The organism is Undibacterium sp. GW821-FHT11H02 (assembly GCF_058808015.1).
The window spans coordinates 85,702-110,720 of record NZ_JBXARG010000001.1 but is presented as its reverse complement, the minus strand read 5'-3'; the positions used below and the strand labels follow the sequence as shown (position 1 = coordinate 110,720).

Sequence of the window (25,019 nt, the reverse complement as noted above, 5' to 3'; positions counted from 1 at the left end):
TCATGCGCCATTATCTTCAGGCCTTAAATGGGATGCGCAGCGCCCTATTCTGGCGTACCTTCTTTTTGCTGACAATATTAGTCACCGCTAGTATGGCGGCTTGGTTCATCAGTTTTAAATTCGTCGAACGCAAACCGCGCGCCCAGCAAATATCGGGGCAAATCGTGTCGATGGTGACGATTACCCGCGCCGCTCTCACCCATTCTGCCGAAGACAAGCGCCGTGAGTTGTTGCTAGATTTGGCACGCAATGAAGGTATACGCATTTATCTTCTAGAAGCAAACGACAAAATCGTAGCGCAGGAAGATACCGTCTTCTTTGCCGAGCTGCGAAAATTGATACAGGAAAAATTGAGTGCGAAAACTCAATTTGCCAGGGAAGTCAATGGCGAAGAAGGATTTTGGCTAAGTTTTATTATCGACGAAGACCAATATTGGCTGCGCCTGGAACAAGACCGCTTACAAAATGAGACTGGCATGCAAATATTAGGCTGGGCCAGCATCACACTCATTTTAACTTTGGTGGGTGCCGTCTTTATTTCACGACGAATTAACGCACCTTTGTCAAATCTAAGTCATGCAGCACGCCAACTAGCGCATGGTCGGCGCCCGCCACCGCTTCCCGAAAATGGTCCAAGAGAAATCAGAGAAACCAATGTCAGTTTCAATCAAATGGTGGATGATTTGGCGCGCAGCGAATCCGATCGGGCGGTTATTCTCGCGGGCATTTCACATGACTTGAGGACACCACTCACGCGTCTGCAATTGGAATTGGAAATGGCACCGCTAGATAGCATGACGCGCGACGCTATGCAGTCCGATTTAAATCAAATGGATGGCATCATCCAGCAATTTCTTGATTACGCCAAACCATTACACGAATCCACATTTTATAGTGTCAATCTGAGCGAATTAGTCGAGAAAGTCGTTCAAGATTTACAACGCGATGCCAGCGTCAAAATAGATGCACAAATCGATGCTGGAATTTTTATCACTGGGATTGAAATTGAGATTCAACGTTTGCTCAATAACCTGATACAAAATGCCCTGCGCTATGCGCGTGATCCAAGGACTAATCAGCTGAGCCTGGAATTAGAATGTCGCGTTACCGAGCTTCCGACAAGACTTATCGTGGATCTGCGACTTCGTGATCATGGTCCTGGCGTCCCAGCAGATGAAATCGAGCGGCTATTGCGTCCATTCACCCGAGGCGATATTGCCAGAAGCCAGGCAAATGGATCGGGCTTGGGCCTCGCCATCGTTGATCGCATAGTAAAACGCCATGGTGGCAAAATACATCTCAAGAATCATCGCGCGGGCGGCTTAGAGATACAAATTCGACTGCCAGCTCACCGCACTTAATTTGTATTAGTTCAGACTTGATCTGACACATCGACTTGAAAAGATGAGAGTTACCGGTTTAGATATGGGTGTCGAATCCTACTAAACCAAAGAAAGGTAACTCTCATGCTACATACTAACAACCCTATCATCAAACATAAAGCCGGTTTGCTCAATTTAGCTGAGGAACTGAGCAATGTGTCCCGAGCGTGCAAAGTCATGGGTGTTTCACGCGACACTTTTTATCGCTATCAAGAGCTGGCGAACGAAGGCGGTGTTGAAGCGCTGATTGATAAAAGTCGGCGTTCTCCGAACCTCAAGAATCGTGTTGATCCCACCATTGAAGACGCCGTTAAAACCTATGCGATTGACTACCCGGCGCACGGGCAGCACAGGACGAGCAACGAGTTAAGAAAGCTTGGCATCTTCGTTTCTGGTAGTGGTGTACGGTCCATATGGCTGCGTCACGATCTGGAAAACTTCAAGAAGCGACTCAAGGCGCTGGAAGCGAAAGTGGCAAGTGAAGGCATTCTCTTAAACGATGCACAGGTTGCCGCATTGGAAAAGAAGAAGGATGACGATGAAGCTTGTGGTGAAATCGAAACGGCGCATCCTGGCTATCTTGGCTCGCAAGATACTTTCTATGTGGGCAACCTTAAAGGTGTGGGTCGTATCTACCAACAGACCTATGTTGATACCTATAGTAAAGTCGCTCATTGCAAGCTCTACACCACCAAAACCCCGATCACGGCGGCTGATTTACTCAACGATAAAGTGTTACCGTTTTATGAAGCCAATGAGCTTTCTGTACTGCGTATCTTGACGGATCGAGGTACGGAATTCTGCGGTAAAGTTGAACAACATGACTACCAACTTTATTTGGCTATCAACGATATTGATCACACCAAAACGAAAGCGATGTCGCCACAAACCAATGGTATTTGCGAACGATTCCATAGAACTATTTTGCAGGAATTCTATCAAGTGACGTTCCGTAAAAAGATCTATACAACGCTCGATGAATTACAAAAAGATCTGGACGCTTGGCTCATTTACTATAACAATGAACGAACTCATCAAGGCAAAATGTGCTGCGGCAGAACGCCAATGGATACTTTGCTTGAAGGGAAATTGATTTGGGTTGAAAAGAATTTGACTCAAATCTAATCTGACAGACACCCTAGAAAAACTGGTAACTGTCAGATCGGGTATGAGCTAATACACTTAATTGGGGTCTACAAAAACCAGGAAAAAAATGCCGTCACAGATTTTTCTGTAACGGCATTTTTTGTTTCCCTCGTTCGAGCTTGATTTAAGCTCCAATACGCTCGCTCAAAAAGTTCACTTTATGTCTATTTTTCTGCGCCATTTTCTGCCGTCTTCTCTACTATATTAAGTTGATAGCTCATGCGCAGATTTTTATTGGCAGCATCCGCATTCGACTGTGTTTGCGCGAGTGCCACAGGCTGAGGACTTTTCACTGGCAATGCGCTACCGAGTGCAGCATTACTTGCCTGCGCCTGCAACATACCCCAACTCACCGCGCCCACCATGCCTATGCTCATCAATACGCTAAATAACACCGGGGAACGCAAACGACTGTGTTGAACAGTTTCAGATTTTGCGACAAAGTCAGTCAGTTCGACTGGAATTGGCGATGCTTGCAATACTTCTTTTGCACGATCACACCATTGTTGATGCTGACCTTGTTCCAAAGTGAAACGATCCAATAATTGTTTCGTTAAGGCTTCTGCTGCGCGTTTTTCAGCATCAATTTTGTTTTGCAAAGCAATGGTATTTTCTTTTTGCAAATTGACTTCATTTTTCAATTCTGTTTGCAAAGCCAAAGTTTGCGCCAATAAGGCCTGTTCTTCCGCCTGCTTTGCTTTGGCCAATGTTAATGCTGCTTCTTCTTGCTGCACTCGCTCCAACATCAATTGTTGCGCTTCATGTTCACGTTGCAAACGTTCCACATGCTTGTGACGCAATGATTGTGCTTCTATGATCTGATCGGCTAATAAGCGTGCAATTTGTTTTTCCGCTTCAGCATTCTCAACTTCGAGTTGCATCAAAATGCTTTGTTGCTCACGATTTTTTTCAATTTCGCTCACATGCAATTGTTCTTGTTCAGACTTCGCATTGGCCGCCAATGTCAAAGTCAATTCTGTTTCGAATCTTGCCTTCTCATCGTTTGAAGCGATACGCTCTGCTTCCAGACGTGCCTGAGCCTGCACCAATGCTTGATGCTCAAAATCGGCACGATTTCTCGCTTCCTCGATAACCAAAGTTTCTGCCTCTAACTTCAATTCAATATCGCGCAGAGTCGCGTTATGCAAGTTGATCATCTCTTCTTCCAAAGCCAGTTGTTCCTGCGCTTTCGCTGCAACCGCCGTTTCTAATTCAAGGAGCGTTGTTTGTGCTTGCTGCAGACGCAGCAAATCATTGCTTTTAGCCTCTGCCGTTGCGGTCAACTCCATTTCTACTTGTGCTTGTTGCGCCGCTAGAACACGCGCCTCGTTTTCGGCTGCAAAACGATTTTGTAATGCGATTCTGGCTTCTTGTTCGGCCAAAACACGACGTTCGCATTCCTGCAAATAGGCTTGCTCGGCCTCAATACGCTTCGCGGCTTCCTCGGCCAGGCACTGCTCTGCAATGCTTTTTTGTGCAAGCACTTGCAATTCCTGACTTTCCAAGGCAACGCGCTGTGTTTCGAACTGTCTCAATTCTTCCGCTTGAGCCACACGTGCTTCAATCAAATTCAAAGCCGTTTTTTGTGCTTCCGCATGATCACGGGAAATCATCAACAAGGTGTTTTCTTGAGCAAACTTTTCTTGTATAAGTTGTGATGCTAATGCTTCCTGTTCAGCACGTTGACTTTCCGCTTCTGCCAGCATACTTTCGAAGCGAAGACGCTCATTTAAGGCCGCGATAGCACGTTGTTCATCTTCAATTTTTTCTTGTATCTCTGCATTCAGCTGCGATTCTACTTCGCAGTGTTGCTCGGCCAAAGCGATCGACAGTTGCAAGGATTGATTCTTGGCTTCTAGTGCATTACTCGCCTGCAAGCGCGCTGCCGCTTCTTTCTCTGCCAAGACAAGATAATGCACCTCCTCAGCATTCAATTTTTCTAATTCTAGGCGAGCTTGTTCATCTTGTTGTTGACGTTGTACGGCCAGACGCATTTTTTCTTCTTCACTGGCTTGTAAGCGCCTGGCTTCGTCCAAGGCATTCTTTTCTGCAATTTGCGAAAATTCCAAAGCGGCCAGACTTGCTTGCTCTTGGGCGATACGTTCTTGATGCAAATGATGCAGTTTCAATTCTTCATCAACACGCTGTTGCATCAAACCGGCAAATACTTGTTGCGCATCGGCATTGGCGGCCAAGGCCTCATGCAATACCTCTTCTTTGGCTAGAGCGGATTGCGCTTGTTGTTGTGCAATTGAGGCAAGCTCACTATTGAGTGTTGCGTTTTTTAAAGCAGCTTGCTCACTAAGCGTCTGCGCTTGCAAGCTGAGCAGTGTAGACTTTTCTAGCGCCAATTTTTCATTGGTCACGGTCAACAAAGCTTGATCTGCGGCGCAACGTTGTTGCGCCGTTTGCTCCAGTTCTGTGATACGTTTTTTCTTTTGAATTAATACCTGACGCGCTTGATCCTGTAGCGCAGAATATGCACTTACTTTGGCATGCAATTCTTGCTCTTGCTCTAGCTTATCTTGCTCCAGCTGTTTTGCCAGAGTTTCCGCTTTGGCTCGTTCTTCTGCCAAGATACTGTTTTGTTTTTCCACAGCTAAACGCGATTGAGCTTCTGCGGAAGCGATACGCTCTAATTCAACTCTTTGTTTTTGTAATGTTTCTTCTTGTAAGGCTGCATCTTTTTTCTGAATCTCTAATGCCGTGATTTCTTCTAGAGTCTGCAAGGCAGTTTGTTGAGCCTGCAGCCTGGTTTTTTCAATATTCGCTAATTCACAGGCACGCTTAGCGCGCAACTCAGTGGCTTCTTTTATTTGTTGTTCTAACGCGATCTTTTCCTGATTTTGTGCAATGAGGCTTGCTTCCGCCTTACTCTTTTCTTCTAGTGCTAGGCGGATTTTTTGTTCCGAGTTCAAACGTTCTTGGTGTAAACGTATATGATTTTGTTCTTCTTCAGTTTTTGCCGAAATTTCTGCCAGCAGTTGTTTCTCCAGCGTTTTCTTTTCTTCTATCAATGCCAGCTTGCGACGCTCTTCCTGCTCGCGTTCACGCATTAATTTAGTCAACTCTATCGCTTCCGTTGCCTTCGACTTTGCGATGTTGGCAGTTTGTCTTTGTGACTCAGCATGCTCAGTCATTTTTTGTAAACGCACTTGTTCTGCGGCCATTAATTCTTGCCGAACCAATTTCGCTTCTTTTTCTTTTTCCTGACGTGCAAATAACATCTGTGCATGTTCACGATCCGCTTTAGCACGCGCTAACGCTTGTTCGGCAGCTTCACGTTCAGCTTCCAATTTTTCTTGGTTAGCAATCGCCGCATTACGTTCTGCTTCCAAACGCAATTGTTCGGCCTTGGTCATTTCCACTACCTGGCGCGCTTTTAACAGAGCCAAAGCAGCTGCTTTGCATTGCAACTCAGATTGCACTTGCGCCTGTTCCAGCGCTTGTTTTTCCGCTTCAGATAATGCGGCTAAGGCTTGTTGTTGTTGGCGTTCAACGATCTCTTTTTTTTCGGCTAAGGCAATCGCTTCTTCTTCCGCTTGCAATCGAGCTGCAGCTGCAAGCTCAGCATCTTTTTCACTTGCTAATTTTGCTTCAGCGGCTTGTAATAATTTTTCTGCAGACTCTGCTCTACGTTTTTCGGACACTAATTTTTCTTGTATCAGTTCCAAGGCCTTGCTTTCCGCCTCTACCCGACTTTGCTGGGTTTCTAACAAGGCCTGTGTGTCCTGATTTTTTTGAATCGCAAGCATGGCCAATTGTTGACCCAATTTCACGTTTTCTACCGTATTTTCCAATGCAATTTTTTCTGCTACTACTTTGGTTTCTTGAGCAATCCGGATCGCTTGCTGCGCCTGATGTTGCATGCTCAAGACTTCGGCCTGGGTTTCTTCGGTTTTGGCGATAGTCTCGGCTTCCGCAATCACTTTTCTCTCTGCCTCGACTTTTGCCTGTATCGCTTTGGCCGCTCTTTGTTCCGCCTCTGCACGCATTTTTTCTGCCTTGGCTAACTCGATAATGCTCTGTGCTTTCGAATTCGCTGCCATATTGGCACGCTTCAAATACTCAGTTTGGGCAGAGATTGCAGCCAATGCTTTTTGCTCGGCATCGGCCTTTTCTTTGGCCAATTGCACCGCTTCGCGCTCCAAATTGGCTTTCTCACTCGCATATTTTTCTGCGCGTTGTTCTTCCTCACGGCGCTGTCTCGCCATTTCAGTCGCTTCTAACTCGGCCTGACGGCGACGTTTTGCTTCTTCGTTAGCCTTCTCTTCAGCGTCTAGTCGTGCACGCGCATTGGCATCAGCGTATTGTTCGCTCTCTACGCGAACGAGTGCCTTGGTTTGCAATTCTTTTTCTGCCTGAATACGAGATTCAGTTGCCGTACGAATTTTTTCTTCTGCTTCACTGCGTGCTAAAGCCGCTTCTGCCGCAATCTTTTCTGCTTGTTCACGACGATTTGCCGCCGCCAATAACTCTTGTTCGGCCTGCAAACGTAGTTGAATCGCATCCGCTGCGCGCTTTTCTGATTCAACACGAGCTTGGGCAATGGCTTCGTACTCACGCTCTAACATGGCTCGACCACGGGCTTCTTCGCGGGCACGGATTTCTAAAGGGGTGCGGTTCAAAGACACTTCTAAAGCGATTGCTTCTGCTTGATCACGCTCACGATTAATTTGCTGGGATTCGTTACGAATTTTTGCTAAGCGTTCCGCATTCAAACGGGCTTCACGGTCTTGACGTTCACGGTCACGTGCTTGCTCAGCCAGGCGGGCATCGACACGAGCACGCTCGATCGCTTCCTGTTTAGCTGCATAGGACGCAGCAGCTCGTTCTGCAGCCCATTGCTTGGCATTTTCTGATTCAGTTGCTAAGTTTTCGGCGTCAATCTTGGCTTTGAAATTGAGTTGGGTATCAATCTTAATTTGCTCTAACGCTGTCTTTTTTGCATCTTGTTCATTTTTTGTCCGTAGATCAGCTTGATATTTCGCTTGTTGCTCTAAAATTGTGCGTTCTTGCATGACACGTGTCTCTTCCGCATCACTAGCAAGTCGTTCTTCACTTGAGAATTTCAAATCTAACTCTGCAGCCAAACGGGCGCGACTGCCATCGGCTTCTACTTGCAGTAAATGAACATTTTCTGGTACGGCTTCTGAAACTGCCGTCTCAGTTTGCCGAGATTGCTCTGCCAATGCTTTTGCCTTCAAATCAGCTTGCAGGCGATTCTGCGAGGCGACAGTCGCTTTTGCTTCTGCTTCGACTCTCGCAATCGCTGCTCGTATGCCTTTAATATCGATACGAGCGTGCGGTGTCTGATGATCTTCTGATGTCAAATCAACTTGCGGATTCGTTTGATCATCCAATGCCATTGCGCCCATGGATAATCGATTGAGTATCATTTGATTGTCATTCATCGCACACCTCGTCATTTGGTCTGCCCTGCGGTTCGCCCAAAATGTCTTAGCGCAAACCAGTCAAGGGATTTGTATAGCTTGAATTATCGACTAGTGGAAAATAAACGAAGCCTAGAGAAGAACGGGAAAAACACCGTATTTCCCCACTTCCGGTGTTTGCCTACTTTATTCTGGTACCGAATATGAGCTTATGTTGAGAATGTCTAAAGCGAAATAAGGCAGAATGAACAATTATCAGTACAATCAGCACAAGCACTTATATTTTTATTACCAATTTTCTACATTTAATTTTTTATCGCAATGCATACCCACCTGCCGTCACTGATAAGCTCCAAGCTGCCTGAGGTAAAAACCACAATTTTCGCCACGATGTCAGCACTAGCCCAACAACATCAAGCCATTAATTTAGGTCAGGGCTTTCCTGATTTCTCTTGTGATCCAAGCTTAATCGCACATGTACATGAGGCCATGCTGGCTGGTCATAATCAATATCCTTTAATGCCCGGTGCGCTTCCCTTACGACTCGCGATTGCCCAGAAAGTGAAGTCTTTGTACAAGGCCGAATACAGCGTAGATAGCGAGATCACGGTGACAGCGGGCGCAACCCAAGCGATCATGACCAGCATTTTGGCTTGCGTACATGTTGGTGATGAAGTGATCGTGATCGAGCCAGCCTACGATAGTTATGTAGCAACCATACAATTAGCGGGTGGCATTCCTGTTTTGGTTGGCATGCGCCTAGAGCATGATGAATTCAGAATTGATTGGGATGAAATAAGAAGTAAAGTTAACGACAAAACTCGCCTGATCATTATTAATTCTCCCCATAACCCTACAGGGGCAACTTTACAAGCTAGTGATTTGGATGCACTCGCGCACATCACACGTAATAGTAAAATTTTAGTTTTGTCAGACGAAGTCTATGAGCACATGGTGTTTGATGGGCAAGCTCATTTGTCATTAGCTAGTCACCCAGAATTGGCCGCCAGAAGTTTTATTATTTCTAGCTTTGGTAAAACGTATCACGTGACAGGTTGGAAAATCGCCTACGTACTAGCACCCCAGGCACTTACCGCGGAATTTCGTAAAGTACACCAATTCAATGTATTTACCGTCAATTCCGCGATGCAATTTGGACTTGCCAGCTATATGCAAAACTCTGACGCACACCTGCAACTGGCATCTTTTTATCAGGAAAAGCGTGATTATTTCCGGCGTGCTTTGAAAGACTCGAATTTCCAATTGTTACCGGTGAGCGGCACTTATTTTCAATGTGTCGATTATTCGGCAATTTCGGATAAGCCTGAATTCGAATTTGCCAGTTGGCTGACAGAAAAAATTGGGGTTGCTGCGATCCCTGTTTCTGCTTTTTACCAACAACAAACTCAAAATACATTAATACGATTTTGTTTTGCAAAGAAAAAGGAAACTTTGGATGCGGCTTTAGAGCGCCTGATCAAGCTGTAGATTACTTGAAAATTTATATGAGCTCGTTACAAACCTAGTATGAACTTAGGATTGGAACTTGGTTTGAACTTTTGTGAAAATGAGAATTTTGAAGTTTAATTTTCTTTAGAATTCTCTGCTTTCATATTATTGCTTTCAGATTTAGACTCAAATCTGGCTGCTCGCGCCTTGCGTAAAAAGGATTTGGCCTCTGAACTAATTCGTCGTAATACTTCTTGAACCTGACGACGTGTCAGACGCAGATCGTCAAAACAAGCAGTAACAAAAAAATTATCCTGACACTGTAATTCCTTGTCATGCACGAAGTTTCGCAAAACGGTTTGTACTTGATCAACTTTACTCAAAGCCGCCTCTGCAGCTTCTTTCGCACCGATAGATCCAGCAATAAACTCGCGATTCAACTCTGCCGTCATTTTCTCCAATAAATTATGTTCAACTTGAGTAAGAGCATTTTGTGCCAAAGCAGATGTCGAAAAGGCGCCTAGCATTATCAATAGACAACATAGCGAAGAGACCGCATTAATTATTTTCTTATGACACATAAGCTGGCGTATCTAACATCGCATGAATTTCTCGTTGGTCGGCATTCATATACTCTTGAGATTGCATTTCTATAATGCGCGACACGGTTCTATGAAACTCATTCGACAATGTACCTTGTGTGTACAATAGTTCCGGCGCTACTTCTGCCGACATGATTAATTTAACTTTATTGTCGTAAAACACATCAATGAGCCAAGTGAAGCGACGTGCCTCAGATGACATACCCGCAGACATTTGCGGAATCGACGACAAAATAACGGTATGAAAGCGACTGGCAATTTCTAAGTAATCGTTTTGTGAACGCGGACCACCACACAAAGTCGCAAAATCAAACCAAATCGTGGTGCCAGCGCGGCGCAAGGACTTCAGGCGTCGGCCTTCAATATCAACGTAAGGATCTTCGTCCTTGGTCTCGGCAACTTTTGCAAATGCAGCACGCAATCCTTGATCAGTCTGCGCGTTCAAGGGAGTCAAATAAACCTCAACCTGTTCTAATGCGCGCTTGCGGTAGTCATTGCCAGAATCAACATTTAAAACATCCAAACGCTCTTTGAGTAAAGCGATAGTCGGCAACATTCTGTCTCTATGCAAGCCATCGGGATACAAAGTATCTGGTTGATAGTTGGAAGTCATGACAAACGAAACACCATTATCAAATAAGGCTTTCATCAAGTTGTACAACAGCATGGCGTCAGCTACATCAGATACATGAAATTCGTCAAAACAAATCAAACGATATTTCTTAGCGATGCGCGCTGCGACTTCATTTAAGGGATCTGCCACACCTTTCAACTCATCTAGTTCTCTATGAACGGCGCGCATAAACTCATGAAAATGCAGGCGCGTCTTACGTACCACTGGCACTACAGAATAAAAACTATCCATCAAAAAGGACTTACCGCGTCCAACACCACCCCACATATAAACGCCACGAGGTACTTCTGGTCGGCTAATCAAACGCACAAGACGATTTGATCGTTTGGATTTGTATTCAACCCAATCATCATATGCCAATTGCAAACGATCCACCGCAAGTTTTTGCGCTGCATCGGCTTGAAAGCCACGCTGATTAATAGCTTCTTGATAGAACTCGAGGACGTTCATGCGCTAGGAGTGAAAATGAGCAAATTGCTCTGGGATGACCTGCTGGAAATTTGAAAATATGGAATAAGCCCTTACTCGAGCTATTCCATATTTCAAATTCAACTACGATAAGAACCGACTTAAGACAAAACTTAAAAATTCAAAGAACGCTTATCTACAGCAAGTGCTGCTTCTTTTGTCGCTTCCGACAAAGAGGGGTGCGCGTGACAAATACGAGCGATATCTTCAGATGATGCACGGAATTCCATCGCGACGACAGCTTCAGAAATCAACTCAGATGCCATAGGGCCAACGATATGGACACCCAAAATTTCATCCGTCGTCGCATCGGCCAAGAATTTCACCATACCTGATGTATCACCTAAAGCGCGTGCGCGGCCATTTGCCATGAATGGAAAAGTACCCGCTTTGTATGCAACGCCATCGGCCTTCAATTGTTGCTCTGTACGACCAACCCAAGCGATTTCTGGTGAGGTGTAGATCACCCAAGGAATCGTATTGAAGTTCACATGACCATGTTGACCAGCGATACGCTCAGCAACAGCAACGCCCTCTTCTTCTGCTTTGTGTGCCAGCATAGGACCGCGTACTACGTCACCGACCGCCCATACGTTAGGCAAGTTCGTTTTGCAATCACCATCGACTGCAATGAAACCACGTTCATCTAAAGCCAAGCCGACTGCTTCAGCATTCAAGCCATTCGTATTTGGGGTACGACCGATAGAGATAATCAGTTTGTCGAAAACCGCTTTGTGTTCTGCGCCTTTGTCGTCCGTGTAATTGACTGTGACATCACTTGCACCTTTAATGATCTCACCGATCTTCACGCCAAGGTTGATAGACAAACCTTGCTTCACAAACAGTTTGTGCGCTTCTTTAGCGATTTGTTCATCAACCGCACCGAGGAAAGTAGGTAATGCTTCCAATACGGTCACTTCAGCACCGCAGCGGCGCCATACACTGCCCATTTCCAAGCCAATAACACCTGCGCCGATCACGCCCAATTTCTTAGGTACTGCGCCAATTTTCAAAGCGCCATCGTTCGACAGTATCAATTCTTCATCAAAAGCTGCACCTGGTAATGCGCGTGCATTCGAGCCAGTTGCTACAACGATGTGCTTACCCTTGATAGTTTCTTCTGCTTTACCTGCAACTTTGATTTCATAGCTACCATCAGCAGCTTTGACGAAAGAGCCATGGCCGTGGAAGAAAGTCACTTTATTCTTCTTGAACAGGTAGATGATGCCATCATTGTTTTGTTTAACTATCGTATCCTTGCGCTTCAACATCTTGGCAACATCTAACTCCAAGCCACTGACATTGATACCGTGATCAGCAAATGCATGACCAGCGTGTTCATAGTGTTCAGAAGATTGCAATAAGGCTTTAGATGGAATACAACCCACATTGGTGCAAGTGCCACCAGGTGCCGGGCCACCTTTTTCATTCGTCCACGCGTCAATACACGCAGTAGAAAAACCCAATTGTGCCGCACGAATTGCAGCGATATAACCGCCAGGACCGCCGCCGATCACGACGACATCAAATTGTTTGCTCATAGTCTTACCTTGCCAGGTTCACTGAAATTAAAAAATAAATGAAAAATGAGCGCAGCAATTAATCGTAGTGACCATTGCCTGCGCTCAAAAATATTGCTGATCTACGCTTCCTCTGGAATAAAAATCCAGGCCAGCAAATACGCGATCACACCAAAACCAAAACACGCCACAAACAAAAAGAACATCAGGCGCCAAATCCAGGATTCCATGCCGGTGAATTTACCCAAACCACCGCAAACACCACCTATCCATTGATCGTTTTTTGACCGACGCAATTGATTGATATGCGCAAAAGGATTTTCTCCATTTGTGCCGCCATGTGTGGCATTTGAGGCATTTGTAGCATTTGCATTAAGAGATGCAAGTAACTTCTCTTTTGCCTGGGCGAATTCTGCATCAGTCAATGCGCCTGACTGATGCAATTCGTGCAGACGTTTAATTTCGTCAGCGATATTCATGTTATGGAGTGTTGGACATTGTTGAAATTACAGATCCAACAACAAACGAGCTGGATCTTCCAGTGCTTCTTTCATTGCGACCAAGCCTAATACCGCTTCACGACCGTCAATAATACGGTGATCGTAAGACATCGCCAGATAGTTCATAGGACGAATCACGATTTGACCATTTTCAACCACTGCACGGTCTTTCGTCGCATGTACGCCCAAGATTGCAGATTGTGGTGGGTTGATGATCGGTGTCGACAACATAGATCCGAACGTGCCGCCATTGGAAATAGAGAAAGTACCACCAGTCAAATCATCCAAAGTCAACTTGCCGTCTTTAGCTTTTGCACCGAATTCGCCGATTTTCTTTTCGATATCAGCGATAGACATTTGATCTGCATTACGCAAGATAGGCACGACCAAACCACGTGGTGAACCGACTGCGATACCGATGTCAAAGTAACCGTGATACACGATGTCATTACCATCGACGGATGCATTGATAATTGGATACTTCTTCAATGCAGCGACCGCAGCTTTAACGAAGAAAGACATGAAACCTAATTTCACACCATGTTCTTTTTCGAACTTGTCTTTGTACTTGTTGCGCAATTCCATCACAGGTGCCATGTTGACTTCATTGAAAGTCGTCAAAATCGCGTTAGTCGATTGTGATTGCACCAGACGTTCAGCGATACGTGCACGCAAACGGCTCATAGGAACGCGTTCTTCTGGACGGTCACCGAGGTTCGCTACTGCAGGTGCTGACACTTGCTGTAATGCTGGTTTCGCTGCAACTGGTGCTGCCAGCGGTGCCACAGCTGGTGCCGCTTTATTAGCAACTGCTGCTAAGGCATCACCTTTAGTCACACGACCATCTTTGCCTGAGCCATCAATTGCGCCAGCGGATAAATTATTTTCTGCCAGAATCTTCGCTGCGGCTGGCATCGCGATACCGGCTGCTGAGCTGCTTGTTGCAGCAGCTGCAGCAACTGGAGCAGCTACCGCTGCAGCGGCTGCCGGAGCGCTTGCAACTGCACCAGCAGACGCTTCAGTATCCAACATCGCGATAACTTGACCTGCAACCACTGTGCTGCCATCACCACTAATAATTTGCGTGATAACGCCCGCTGCTGGTGCTGGTAATTCCAACACCACTTTGTCTGTTTCTACGTCCACCAGATTTTCATCGCGCGTGACTGCTTCACCCACTTTTTTATGCCAGGTCAGCAAAGTCGCTTCAGCGACGGATTCAGATAACTGAGGAACTTTTACTTCGATAATTGCCATGTTTTTTCTCCGTGTAGGATGTCTATTTGGTGCCGCGCTTTATTTATTATTGCTGGCACCACCTAAGATTATTTGGTCAGGATATAACCTTTAAGTTTCGAAAAGGCTGCATCAAGCAATGCTTTTTGTTGTGCATAGTGCTTGTCATAGTAACCGACAGCAGGCGATGCACTTGCAGGACGTCCTGCATAAGCGAGCTTCTGACCTTCATCCAAACTTTCAAAGATATTGTGTTGAATCTGGAACCATGGACCTTGATTTTGTGGTTCATCTTGTGCCCAAACCAATTCCACCATATTCGGGAATTTTTTCAATTCCGCGACGAAACTCTTATGTGGGAATGGGTAGAGTTGCTCAATACGAATGATCGCTGTATCAGATTGACCGCGTTCTTTGCGGGCATTCACTAAGTCGTAATAAACCTTGCCGGAACAGGCGACTACACGTTTCACTTTCTTCGCATCGATAGCTTCATCAACTTCACCGATCACCGTGTGGAAACTACCTTTTGCCAATTCAGACAAAGGTGAACCCGCATCTTTATTACGCAACAAAGATTTCGGCGTCATGATGACCAAAGGCTTACGGAACTGACGGATCATTTGACGGCGCAACAAATGGAAAATCTGTGACGCAGTCGTTGGTTGAACTACTTGCATATTGTTATCTGCACACAATTGCAAGAAGCGTTCTGGACGAGCAGAAGAATGCTCTGGGCCCTGACCTTCGTAACCATGTGGCAGCATCATCACCAGACCACAAGCGCGACCCCATTTCACTTCGCCTGAGCTAATGAACTGATCAATCACAACCTGTGCACCATTCGCGAAATCGCCGAATTGCGCTTCCCAGATCGTCAAAGTATTTGGTTCGGCACTGGAGTAACCATATTCAAACGCCAAAACCGCTTCTTCTGACAAGACAGAATCAATCACTGTAAACGGTGCTTGTTTGTCTGAGATATTTTGCAAAGGAATATACGTACCTGCGTCCCAACGTTCACGTTTTTGGTCATGCAATACTGCGTGACGATGAACGAAAGTACCACGACCAGCGTCTTGACCTGTCAAACGAATCGCGTAGCCCGAAGACACTAAAGAAGCGAAGGCTAAATGCTCGCCCATGCCCCAGTCCAGATTCATTTCACCACGGCCCATCGCAGCGCGGTCACTTAATACTTTTTCTACTAAGCTATGTGGTTTGAAATCTGCAGGAATGCTCGTAATACGTTCAGCTAAGCGTTTTAATTCAGTGGTTGGCACTGCCGTATCGGCTGCATCAGTCCATTTCTTGTTCAAGAATGGAATCCAGTCAACCGCAAACTTATTCTTGAAATTGGAAATGACTGGATCAACCGTATGTTTGCCTGCATCCATCGCATCGCGGAAAGCTTTCACCATCGCATCACCGCCGTCAGCAGCAATCGTACCTTGTGCCGCCAATTTATCAGCGTACATCTTACGAGTACCTGGATGTTGTGCGATTTTTTTGTACATCAGTGGTTGTGTCAATGCTGGCGTATCTTGTTCGTTATGACCTAATTTACGGTAGCAAATAATATCGACGACTACGTCTTTCTTGAAAATCATACGATAATCGAGCGCAATTTGCGTTGCCAAAACCACCGCTTCTGGATCATCTGCATTGACGTGCAAAACGGGCGCTTCAATCATCTTAACGACGTCTGAGCAATACAAAGTCGAACGTGCATCGCGTGGATCAGATGTCGTGAAACCGATTTGATTATTGATGACGATATGGACTGTGCCGCCTGTGCCATAGCCACGTGTTTGCGCCAGATTCAAGGTTTCCATCACGACACCTTGGCCTGCGAATGCAGCATCACCGTGAACCAAGATAGGTAAAACTTGCGCACCATCTTTGTCGCCACGACGTTCCATACGCGCTTTAACCGAACCTTCTACCACTGGATTCACGATTTCCAAGTGGGATGGATTAAACGCTAAAGAGAGATGAACTGGGCCGCCAGGTGTTGAAACATCTGAGGAGAAACCTTGGTGATACTTAACGTCACCTGCTGGCAAATCATCGCCATGCTTACCTTCAAATTCAGCAAACAAATCTTGCGGCATTTTACCCAAGGTGTTCACCAACACATTCAAACGACCACGATGTGCCATACCGATAACGATTTCTTCCACGCCGCGTTCACCCGCGCGTTGAATAGTTTCATCGATAGAGGCAATAAAACTTTCGCCGCCTTCTAATGAGAAACGCTTCTGGCCAACGTAACGTGTGTGTAAGTAGCGTTCCAAGCCTTCCGCTGCTGTCAGGCGATCGAGAATGTGTTTTTTCTTCTCAGCTGTGAAGTTGGGTGTAGAACGAATAGATTCGAGTTTTTCTTGCATCCAGCGCTTTTCGGCTGGATCGCCGATATACATGAACTCAGCACCGATAGAACGGCAGTAAGTATCGCGCAATGAATTGAGCAAGTCGCGTAAAGACGCGGTCTCTGCTCCGAAATAAGTGTTACTGATATTAAACTGCGTGTCCATGTCAGCATCAGTAAAACCATAGAAACTTGGCTCCAACTCTGGCAATGGTGGACGCTCTTGACGCTGAAGCGGATCTAGATTAGCCCAGCGACTACCTAAGAATCGATAAGCGGCAATTAATTGCTGAGCGGCGACGCGTTTGCGTCCCATTTCAGCATCACCAGCTGCACTGACGGTACGAATTGGACCTTGTTTTGCACGTTCGGCAAACGAAGCGATGACAGGCGCATGAGCGACGTCAGGTTTGGCAGAGCCATCAACAGCAGGAACGTGTTGCATGGCGTCGAAATACGCACGCCAATTATCTGGCACGGAGCCAGGATTATTTAGATACGCTTCATACAGTTCTTCAACATACGGCGCATTGCCGCCGAACAGATACGAGTTAGCGTTATATTGTTGCATCATATTGCTCACCTTTCTTCGCGCTTCGCGAGATTAGCGGGTTAATCTAACCTTCCGCGACACGGCCTGACCGGTTAGCGGATTGCACATCAAGTTGTGGGGAAGGACTCATTCGAAATTCTATTTTCAACCCAGACTTTGACACGGTAGGAAAACAAATACCACTTCAAATAAACAGGAGGAATATTGACTTTCAACATCAAACGCGAGAATAACATATTTCGCCATAAAAAAAGCGAGTAATTTTTACTCGCTTTTATAAGATATATTTAATTTCTTAAATAATTTATACGGTTTTTATCTCAGCGCTTATCAATCGCTGGTACATCACGTTTTGGTGAACCAACAAACAATTGACGTGGACGACCAATTTTTTGCTCTGGATCAGAAATCATTTCTTTCCATTGCGCGACCCAACCTACTGTGCGCGCCAAAGCGAAGATACCTGTGAACAATGCAGTTGGAATACCCAATGCACGTTGTACGATACCAGAATAGAAATCAACGTTTGGATACAATTTACGAGATACGAAGTATTCGTCTTCCAATGCAATTTTTTCCAAAGCCATTGCCAACTTGAACAATGGATCATCTTGCAAACCGAGTTCATTTAAAACTTCATAGCAAGTTTCGCGCATCAACTTGGCACGTGGATCGTAGTTTTTATAAACACGATGACCAAAACCCATCAATTTCACGCCAGAGTTCTTATCTTTGACTTGTTCGATGAAATGAGGAATGTTATCGACTGAGCCGATTTCTTCCAACATACTCAATGCCGCTTCATTTGCACCACCATGCGCAGGACCCCACAAGCAAGCAATACCGGCAGCAATACAAGCAAATGGATTAGCACCAGATGAACCAGCCAAACGCACTGTAGAAGTGGACGCATTTTGCTCATGATCTGCATGCAAAATCAAGATGCGATCCAAAGCACGAACCAATACCTCGTTGACTTTGTATGGCTCACATGGGTTAGAGAACATCATGTACATGAAGTTCGCGCTATACGATAAGTCATTGCGTGGATACACGAATGGCTGGCCGATAGAGTATTTGTACGCCATTGCTACCAAGGTAGGCATTTTTGCGATCAGGCGAATCGCAGAGACTTCACGATGATGTGCATCGTTAATATCTAAGGAGTCGTGATAGAAGGAAGCCAAAGCACCAACAGTTCCGACTAACACAGACATAGGATGTGCATCACGACGGAAGCCGCGGAAGAAGAATTGCATCTGCTCGTGCACCATGGTGTGCTTAGTCACGGTATCCACAAACTTTTGCTTCTGCTCTGCGTTTGGCAATTCACCGTTCAACAGCAAGTAGCAAGATTCCAAGAAATCGCCACCGTTTTGCGCCAGTTGCTCAATCGGGTAACCGCGATACAACAACTCACCTTTATCACCATCAATATAGGTAATAGAAGAATTACATGCCGCAGTTGACATGAATCCTGGATCATAGGTAAATTTACCCGTGGCACCATACAACTTGCGGATATCAATTACGTCAGGTCCAATCGAACCTTGGTAGATAGGCATCTCGATCGATGGGGAGCCATCAGAAAATGATAGCGTTGCTTTTGTTTCAGAGTTAGTCATGGCTCTTCCTTCGTTGCAGGTGAGTCGTTAGTGAAAAAATGCGTTTAAAAAAATTAAAAATCCTAAGCTGCACGCAGACGTGCCAGCAGTGCTATGACATGGGGCAAATCAAGCTGATCTTCAGGCTCGGTTTTCCCCATCAACAAATCCATTAATGCATTGTCAGAAATGTCCATCAGGCGACTAAAAGCATCGACCTCTTCATCCGACATAGTTACTTCATGCGCATCTAAAAAGCGCGTGAGTATCAAATCATTCTCTAATAAGCCGCGGCGCGCACGCCAGCGTAATCGTGCCCGATTTACTGGGTCACTTTGATGCAAGCCAGACATAACACCTGACATGATTGTTCCTATCTCTTTCACTGGCCAGATTTTCATGAATAAATCAGAAAATCTGGCGCAGAATACTTACTTACGTTCATAGAGAACGCAAAGTCGTGATTCTAATTACACCGCACGTCGAACCATTAATTCTTTAATCTTACCGATTGCGCGGGTAGGATTGAGACCTTTAGGGCAAACGTCAACGCAGTTCATAATCGTATGACAGCGGAACAAGCGATATGGATCTTCCAAATTATCCAAACGCGCACCCGTCGCTTCATCACGTGAGTCGGCGATAAAACGATAAGCCTGTAATAAGCCAGCCGGGCCAACGAATTTATCCGGATTCCACCAGAATGATGGGCATGAGGTTGAGCAGCACGCGCACAAAATACATTCGTACAGGCCGTCTAGCTCTTCACGCTCCGTTGGTGATTGCAGACGCTCTTTTTCCGGAGGAATGCTGTCATTGATCAGGTAAGGTTTGATCGAATTGTATTGCTTGAAGAATTGCGTCATATCCACGATCAAATCGCGAATCACAGGCAAACCTGGCAATGGACGCAATACGATAGGTTCAGACAATTCATTCAAGTTGGTGGTACAAGCCAAACCATTCTTGCCATTGATATTCATTGCATCAGAGCCGCACACACCTTCACGGCATGAGCGACGCAGCGCCAAAGAATCATCGACGTCGGCTTTAATACGTTGCAAAGCATCAAGCAACATCTTGTCTGTGTCTTGCAATTCCACCGTCAGGTCTTGCATGTAAGGCTTCGCATCCTTGTCCGGATCGTAGCGATAGATTTGAAATTTTAATGTACGTGCCATAGTGATCTCTTTAGAATGTACGTGCTTTAGGTTGGAAAGTTTCCACCGTGAGCGGCTTAGTCACAACTGGTTTGTAATCTAAGCGATTACCCTCTGAATACCACAATGTGTGCTTCATCCAGTTTTCATCATCACGTTTTTCGTAATCACGGTGTGCATGTGCGCCACGCGATTCTTTACGTGCATTGGCGGAAGTAATTGTCGCTTTTGCGGTTTCGATCAAGTTATCTAATTCCAGAGCTTCTACACGTGCCGTGTTGAATACTTTAGATTTATCTTTGAAAGAAACGTGCTTGCGACGCTCATCCAATTCCATAATTTTGCCCAAGCCGGTTTGCAACAATTCGTCGGTACGGAAAACGCCGCAGTATTGTTGCATCGTGCTACGAATGGCATTTGCCACGTCTTGTACGCGCTCTGTGCCTGTGCTGTTTTCCAGTTTTGACAAGCGAGACATCGCCAAATCTGCTGCGTCTTTCGGCAAATCTTTATTACTACGTGATTTCAAATTACTTGCCACAACGTGATTGCCAGCAGCACGACCGAATACGATCAAATCTAACAAAGAGTTCGTACCCAAACGATTCGCACCATGTACGGAAACGCAAGCGCATTCACCGATTGCATACAAACCGTTGACGACTTCATTCACACCGTTCTTAGTCGTAACAACTTGGCCATGAATATTGGTCGGAATACCACCCATTTGGTAGTGAATAGTTGGAACGACTGGAATAGGTTCTTTAGTTGCATCAACGTTGGCAAACTTGTGACCGATTTCAAGAATTGATGGCAAACGCTTTTGAATCGTATCCGCACCGATGTGACGCAAATCGAGCATCACGTGGTCTTTATTTGGACCGCAACCTCGACCTTCTTTGATTTCCTGATCCATAGAGCGGGAAACGAAGTCACGTGGCGCCAAGTCTTTCAATGTAGGCGCATAACGTTCCATGAAACGCTCGCCCTGGCTATTCACCAAGATACCGCCTTCGCCACGCACACCTTCGGTAATCAATACACCGGCACCGGCTACACCTGTTGGGTGGAACTGCCAGAATTCCATATCTTGCAAAGGTAAGCCAGCACGCGCCGCCATACCCATACCGTCACCAGTATTGATAAATGCATTCGTTGAAGCAGCAAAAATACGACCAGCACCACCAGTGGCGAACATCGTTGTTTTCGCTTCCAGCATCATCACTTCGCCAGTTTCCATTTCAAGTGCAACCACACCCAAAACGTCACCTGAAGCATCACGAATCAAATCGATCGCCATCCATTCAACGAAGAAATGGGTGCGTGCACGGACATTGCGTTGATATAGTGTATGCAACAATGCATGACCAGTACGATCAGCCGCCGCACAAGCGCGCTGCACAGGCTTTTCACCAAAATTTGCAGTGTGACCACCAAATGGACGCTGATAAATAGTGCCGTCAGCATTACGGTCGAATGGCATACCAAAATGCTCTAATTCGTACACAACTTTCGGTGCTTCGCGACACATGAATTCGATCGCGTCTTGATCACCGAGATAATCGCCACCCTTGACGGTGTCGAACATGTGCCAGAACCAGTTATCTTCGGACATATTGCCGAGAGATGCACCGATACCACCTTGAGCAGCAACGGTGTGTGAGCGGGTTGGAAAAACCTTAGACAGAACAGCCACGTTAAGGCCAGCTTCTGCCAACTGTAAAGATGCGCGCATACCGGATCCACCGGCACCAACGATGACCGCATCAAAGCGACGGGAAGGGATTGCAGATTTAATTGCAGCCACGGTTACATTCTCCACAAAATCTGTGCGGCGTAGCCAGCACAAGCGATCAGCCACACGATAGTGGCGACCTGAAATACCAAACGCAATATCACTGAATGCGTCACATAATCCATCCAAACGTCACGCATGCCTACCCATACGTGATAAAGCAAAGCGACAACAACAGCGAACGTCAGCAGCTTGAACCATTGCATTGCGAAAATACCACTCCACGCAAGGTAACTGGACTCACTCGAAGTTAAAAACAAAACCAGTAATACGACAGTATAAATCGCCATTAAAATGGCCGTTACGCGTTGCGCCAACCAATCGCGCATGCCATAGCCTGCGCCAACAACCAGGCGTTTTGATCCAATATTATTATTCGCCATTTTTAGAATACTCCAAACAATTTCAATGCAACGAGAGCCGTCAAGCCCAAGCTCACGAACAACACCGCGACCGCTGATTGACGACCGCTATCTTTATCTAAACCAAGATGAAAATCCATCAACAAGTGACGCACACCCGCAGAAAAATGGTGCAAATACGCCCATACCAAAGCCAACACCACGAGCTTGACTGGTATCGAAGCGAAGAAAACATGCAACATGGCGAATGACACTTCTGAGCGTAGGCTTTGATCAAGCAAATACAACGCGAATGGCAACAGCAAACACATCAACATGCCACTAATACGATGCAAAATCGATACAAATCCTGCTAGCGGTAATCGATAACCACCAAAGACCGCATCAGAAAGGCGCATCACACCAAAACGCTTCTTGTTTTTAATTACTTCAGACATAAATAAACTCCCCCAAAATGACTCAGCACTACAACTTTATAATTTTCGCCTATTTTGATGCATTGCACCAACTGATTTGACGGTTTTCTGAAATTTATTCTTCGAATTGATCAAGAATTAGGCAAATAATCTGGTTCAATCCGGATCGAGCATGCGGTTCAACTCAATTCGTTCCGATAATGATGCGCATTCGTTAAGTACAAACCACGTCGCAATTCAACGGCCCTATCGCCATAAGTGAAGGAAATTCGCTCTACACTCAGCAAAGGTGTCCCACCTGAGACTTGCAACAAATCTGCCACCTCTTCATTTGCGCAGACTGCGCGAATCTCTTCTTGAGCACGTATCATGTGGGTACCGAATTCAGATTCGAATAAGGCATACATAGGTCCTTTATATTCATTCAAACGCTCAATTGTTAAGCCTTTAAATATAGACCCCGGCAACCACAATTCTTCCAAAATCGTTGGCACGCCCGCGAAAGATTGTACACGCTTTAAAAAAACGACTGATTCACCCGCCTTCATTTCCAGCAAACGAGCAACCTCCGCTGGCGCACGCAGACGTTTAACTTCAATGATTTTATTCTCTGGATAAGCGCGCTCGCCACTATCGGGCACAAGGCGCAAGAAACGAAACTGAGAGCGCGCTTCATGGTGAGTAGCAACAAATGTGCCCTTCCCTTGTCTGCGCACCACTAAATTTTCAGCCGATAACTCATCAATCGCTTTGCGTACCGTACCTTGGCTAACCTTAAAACGCGCAGCCAATTCGATTTCACTCGGAATTAACTCACCGGGTTTCCACTCGCCCGATTGCAGGCTTTGCGTAATCAAACCCTTAATCTGTTGATACAGCGGGCTAAAGGTCGGCGCTGCGGAGGAATACGAATCCGCATCGGAAGCTGGCAAACTTTTCGACTCATTAGGCTGCATAGTTGATGATACCGTTGGATTCATAGTCCGCAATTTCACCACAAAAGCGGTCGATAAGTCTAGAGAAAAGTAAAAAACTTATCATGTCTTATATAAGACATAAGATATCCATTGACACAAACTAAGGGGCGCAATAAACTTCCACGCATTATGCTGATCTAGCGCAATTTTGATGACAATATTTGACATTTTTTTGGCGAAACAAACTGCACAATAAGAAATTCCATCGCTTACAAGTATCATTCAGCGTTATCATTCCAGCCGCTCATTTCATTTAGCATGATTTTGACAAGACTGATGAAACAAAAGATATAACAGACCTTGAAATTGACACCTAAACAGACGTTTCAATCTAATTGCTGGACTAAAGCATTACAATATTATTTTTACACCACTGCGGAGAAATACCATGTCTAAATCCCCTATGCACGTAGCTGTTACTGGCGCAGCTGGCCAAATCGGCTACTCCCTCTTGTTTAGAATCGCTAATGGCGACATGCTGGGCAAAGATCAACCAGTGATTTTGCAATTATTGGAAATCCCTGATGAAAAAGCACAAAAAGCGCTGAAAGGCGTGATGATGGAAATCGACGATTGCGCATTCCCATTATTAGCTGGTATGACAGCGCATAGTGATCCGATGACCGCCTTTAAGGACATCGATGTGGCATTGTTAGTGGGCGCACGTCCACGTGGCCCAGGTATGGAACGCAAGGATTTACTCGAAGCAAATGCACAGATTTTCACAGTGCAAGGTAAGGCATTAGATGCGGTTGCATCACGCAATGTTAAAGTATTGGTGGTTGGTAATCCAGCCAATACCAATGCTTACATCGCCATGAAATCGGCGCCAAGCCTGCCATCTAAAAACTTCACAGCGATGTTGCGCTTGGATCACAACCGTGCTTTGTCACAGGTTGCTGCGAAAACTGGCAAAGCAGTTGCTGATATTGAAAAACTCTGCGTTTGGGGTAACCACTCTCCGACTATGTACGCTGACTACCGTTTCGCAACGGTTGCAGGCGCATCAGTTAAAGACATGATCAATGATCAAGAATGGAACAAAGATGTGTTCTTGCCGACAGTAGGCAAGCGTGGTGCAGCGATCATCGAAGCACGTGGTTTGTCATCAGCAGCTTCTGCAGCGAATGCGGCAATCGATCACGTACGTGACTGGGTACTGGGCACAAATGGCAAATGGACAACGATGGGCATTCCATCCGATGGTTCTTATGGTATTCCAGAAGGCACGATGTTTGGCTTCCCTGTTACTACAGAAAACGGCGAATACACAATTGTACAAGGTTTGGAAATCGATGAATTCTCACGTGAACGCATCAACGTCACTCTCAAAGAATTGCAAGAAGAGCGCGACGGTGTAAAACACTTGGTCGGCTAATTGACCTAAAATTGGGCTTGTCGACGAAGACAAGCCCTTTAGTTTGTGGATGAGCTTTTTTAATTTCAACTTT

18 protein-coding genes are annotated in these 25,019 nt (G+C 45.7%); 4 read left to right on the top strand and 14 right to left on the bottom strand.

From position 1 onward, the window contains the following. The first annotated feature begins 2 nt into the window (after positions 1-2). Both AC1RR2_RS00455 and AC1RR2_RS00450 read left to right on the top strand, forming a co-directional pair. Positions 3-1,361 (top strand): ATP-binding protein, encoded by a 1,359-nt coding sequence (locus AC1RR2_RS00455; protein WP_493220331.1) that lies wholly within the window; start codon positions 3-5, stop codon positions 1,359-1,361. 105 nt (positions 1,362-1,466) lie between these two features. After that, complete coding sequence (locus AC1RR2_RS00450; protein ID WP_493220330.1) at positions 1,467-2,507, top strand: IS481 family transposase; 1,041 nt, start codon at positions 1,467-1,469, stop codon at positions 2,505-2,507. Positions 2,508-2,692: 185 nt separating this feature from the next. On the opposite strand, the gene AC1RR2_RS00445 is transcribed toward AC1RR2_RS00450, so the two are convergent. Further along, complete coding sequence (locus AC1RR2_RS00445; protein ID WP_493220329.1) at positions 2,693-7,942, bottom strand: coiled-coil domain-containing protein; 5,250 nt, start codon at positions 7,940-7,942, stop codon at positions 2,693-2,695. 300 nt (positions 7,943-8,242) lie between these two features. On the opposite strand from AC1RR2_RS00445, the gene AC1RR2_RS00440 reads away from it, so the two are divergent. Further along, complete coding sequence (locus AC1RR2_RS00440; protein ID WP_493220328.1) at positions 8,243-9,409, top strand: methionine aminotransferase; 1,167 nt, start codon at positions 8,243-8,245, stop codon at positions 9,407-9,409. Positions 9,410-9,504: 95 nt separating this feature from the next. Here AC1RR2_RS00440 and AC1RR2_RS00435 read toward each other — a convergent pair whose 3' ends face one another. The 13 genes from AC1RR2_RS00435 to AC1RR2_RS00375 form a co-directional block, all read right to left on the bottom strand. Further along, complete coding sequence (locus tag AC1RR2_RS00435; RefSeq protein ID WP_493220327.1) at positions 9,505-9,870, bottom strand: hypothetical protein; 366 nt, start codon at positions 9,868-9,870, stop codon at positions 9,505-9,507. A 70-nt stretch (positions 9,871-9,940) separates the two neighbouring features. After that, on the bottom strand, positions 9,941-11,056 hold the full coding sequence (gene zapE / locus AC1RR2_RS00430) for a cell division protein ZapE (RefSeq protein ID WP_493220326.1): 1,116 nt from the start codon (positions 11,054-11,056) through the stop codon (positions 9,941-9,943). Positions 11,057-11,187: 131 nt separating this feature from the next. After that, positions 11,188-12,615, bottom strand: a complete 1,428-nt coding sequence (gene lpdA / locus AC1RR2_RS00425; protein ID WP_493220325.1) for a dihydrolipoyl dehydrogenase — start codon at positions 12,613-12,615, stop codon at positions 11,188-11,190. A gap of 101 nt (positions 12,616-12,716) precedes the next feature. After that, complete coding sequence (locus AC1RR2_RS00420) at positions 12,717-13,073, bottom strand: PspC domain-containing protein (RefSeq protein WP_493220324.1); 357 nt, start codon at positions 13,071-13,073, stop codon at positions 12,717-12,719. Positions 13,074-13,100: 27 nt separating this feature from the next. Next, on the bottom strand, positions 13,101-14,351 hold the full coding sequence (gene odhB / locus AC1RR2_RS00415; RefSeq protein ID WP_493220323.1) for a 2-oxoglutarate dehydrogenase complex dihydrolipoyllysine-residue succinyltransferase: 1,251 nt from the start codon (positions 14,349-14,351) through the stop codon (positions 13,101-13,103). 68 nt (positions 14,352-14,419) lie between these two features. Beyond that, complete coding sequence (locus AC1RR2_RS00410; RefSeq protein ID WP_493220322.1) at positions 14,420-17,275, bottom strand: 2-oxoglutarate dehydrogenase E1 component; 2,856 nt, start codon at positions 17,273-17,275, stop codon at positions 14,420-14,422. 299 nt (positions 17,276-17,574) lie between these two features. After that, the gene (gene gltA, locus AC1RR2_RS00405) at positions 17,575-18,879 is read right to left on the bottom strand and encodes a citrate synthase (protein WP_493220321.1); all 1,305 of its coding nucleotides are present in this window, start codon (positions 18,877-18,879) and stop codon (positions 17,575-17,577) included. A gap of 62 nt (positions 18,880-18,941) precedes the next feature. Further along, positions 18,942-19,211 carry an FAD assembly factor SdhE gene (locus AC1RR2_RS00400; protein ID WP_493220684.1) on the bottom strand — a complete coding sequence of 90 codons (270 nt, stop codon included), beginning with the start codon at positions 19,209-19,211 and terminating at the stop codon, positions 18,942-18,944. Positions 19,212-19,328: 117 nt separating this feature from the next. After that, entirely contained in the window at positions 19,329-20,039 is a 711-nt protein-coding gene (locus AC1RR2_RS00395) for a succinate dehydrogenase iron-sulfur subunit (protein WP_493220320.1), read from the bottom strand. Between the two features lie 10 nt (positions 20,040-20,049). Continuing rightward, positions 20,050-21,825 carry a succinate dehydrogenase flavoprotein subunit gene (gene sdhA / locus AC1RR2_RS00390; protein WP_493220319.1) on the bottom strand — a complete coding sequence of 592 codons (1,776 nt, stop codon included), beginning with the start codon at positions 21,823-21,825 and terminating at the stop codon, positions 20,050-20,052. A gap of 2 nt (positions 21,826-21,827) precedes the next feature. Beyond that, complete coding sequence (gene sdhD, locus AC1RR2_RS00385) at positions 21,828-22,196, bottom strand: succinate dehydrogenase, hydrophobic membrane anchor protein (protein ID WP_493220318.1); 369 nt, start codon at positions 22,194-22,196, stop codon at positions 21,828-21,830. A 2-nt stretch (positions 22,197-22,198) separates the two neighbouring features. Further along, positions 22,199-22,612 carry a succinate dehydrogenase, cytochrome b556 subunit gene (sdhC, locus tag AC1RR2_RS00380; protein WP_493220317.1) on the bottom strand — a complete coding sequence of 138 codons (414 nt, stop codon included), beginning with the start codon at positions 22,610-22,612 and terminating at the stop codon, positions 22,199-22,201. A gap of 158 nt (positions 22,613-22,770) precedes the next feature. Beyond that, the gene (locus AC1RR2_RS00375; RefSeq protein WP_493220683.1) at positions 22,771-23,547 is read right to left on the bottom strand and encodes a GntR family transcriptional regulator; all 777 of its coding nucleotides are present in this window, start codon (positions 23,545-23,547) and stop codon (positions 22,771-22,773) included. Positions 23,548-23,956: 409 nt separating this feature from the next. Here AC1RR2_RS00375 and AC1RR2_RS00370 point away from each other — a divergent pair, with 409 nt between their 5' ends. Then, positions 23,957-24,946: a malate dehydrogenase gene (locus AC1RR2_RS00370; RefSeq protein WP_493220316.1), complete on the top strand. Its 990-nt coding sequence runs from the start codon at positions 23,957-23,959 to the stop codon at positions 24,944-24,946. Positions 24,947-25,019: the final 73 nt, after the last annotated feature.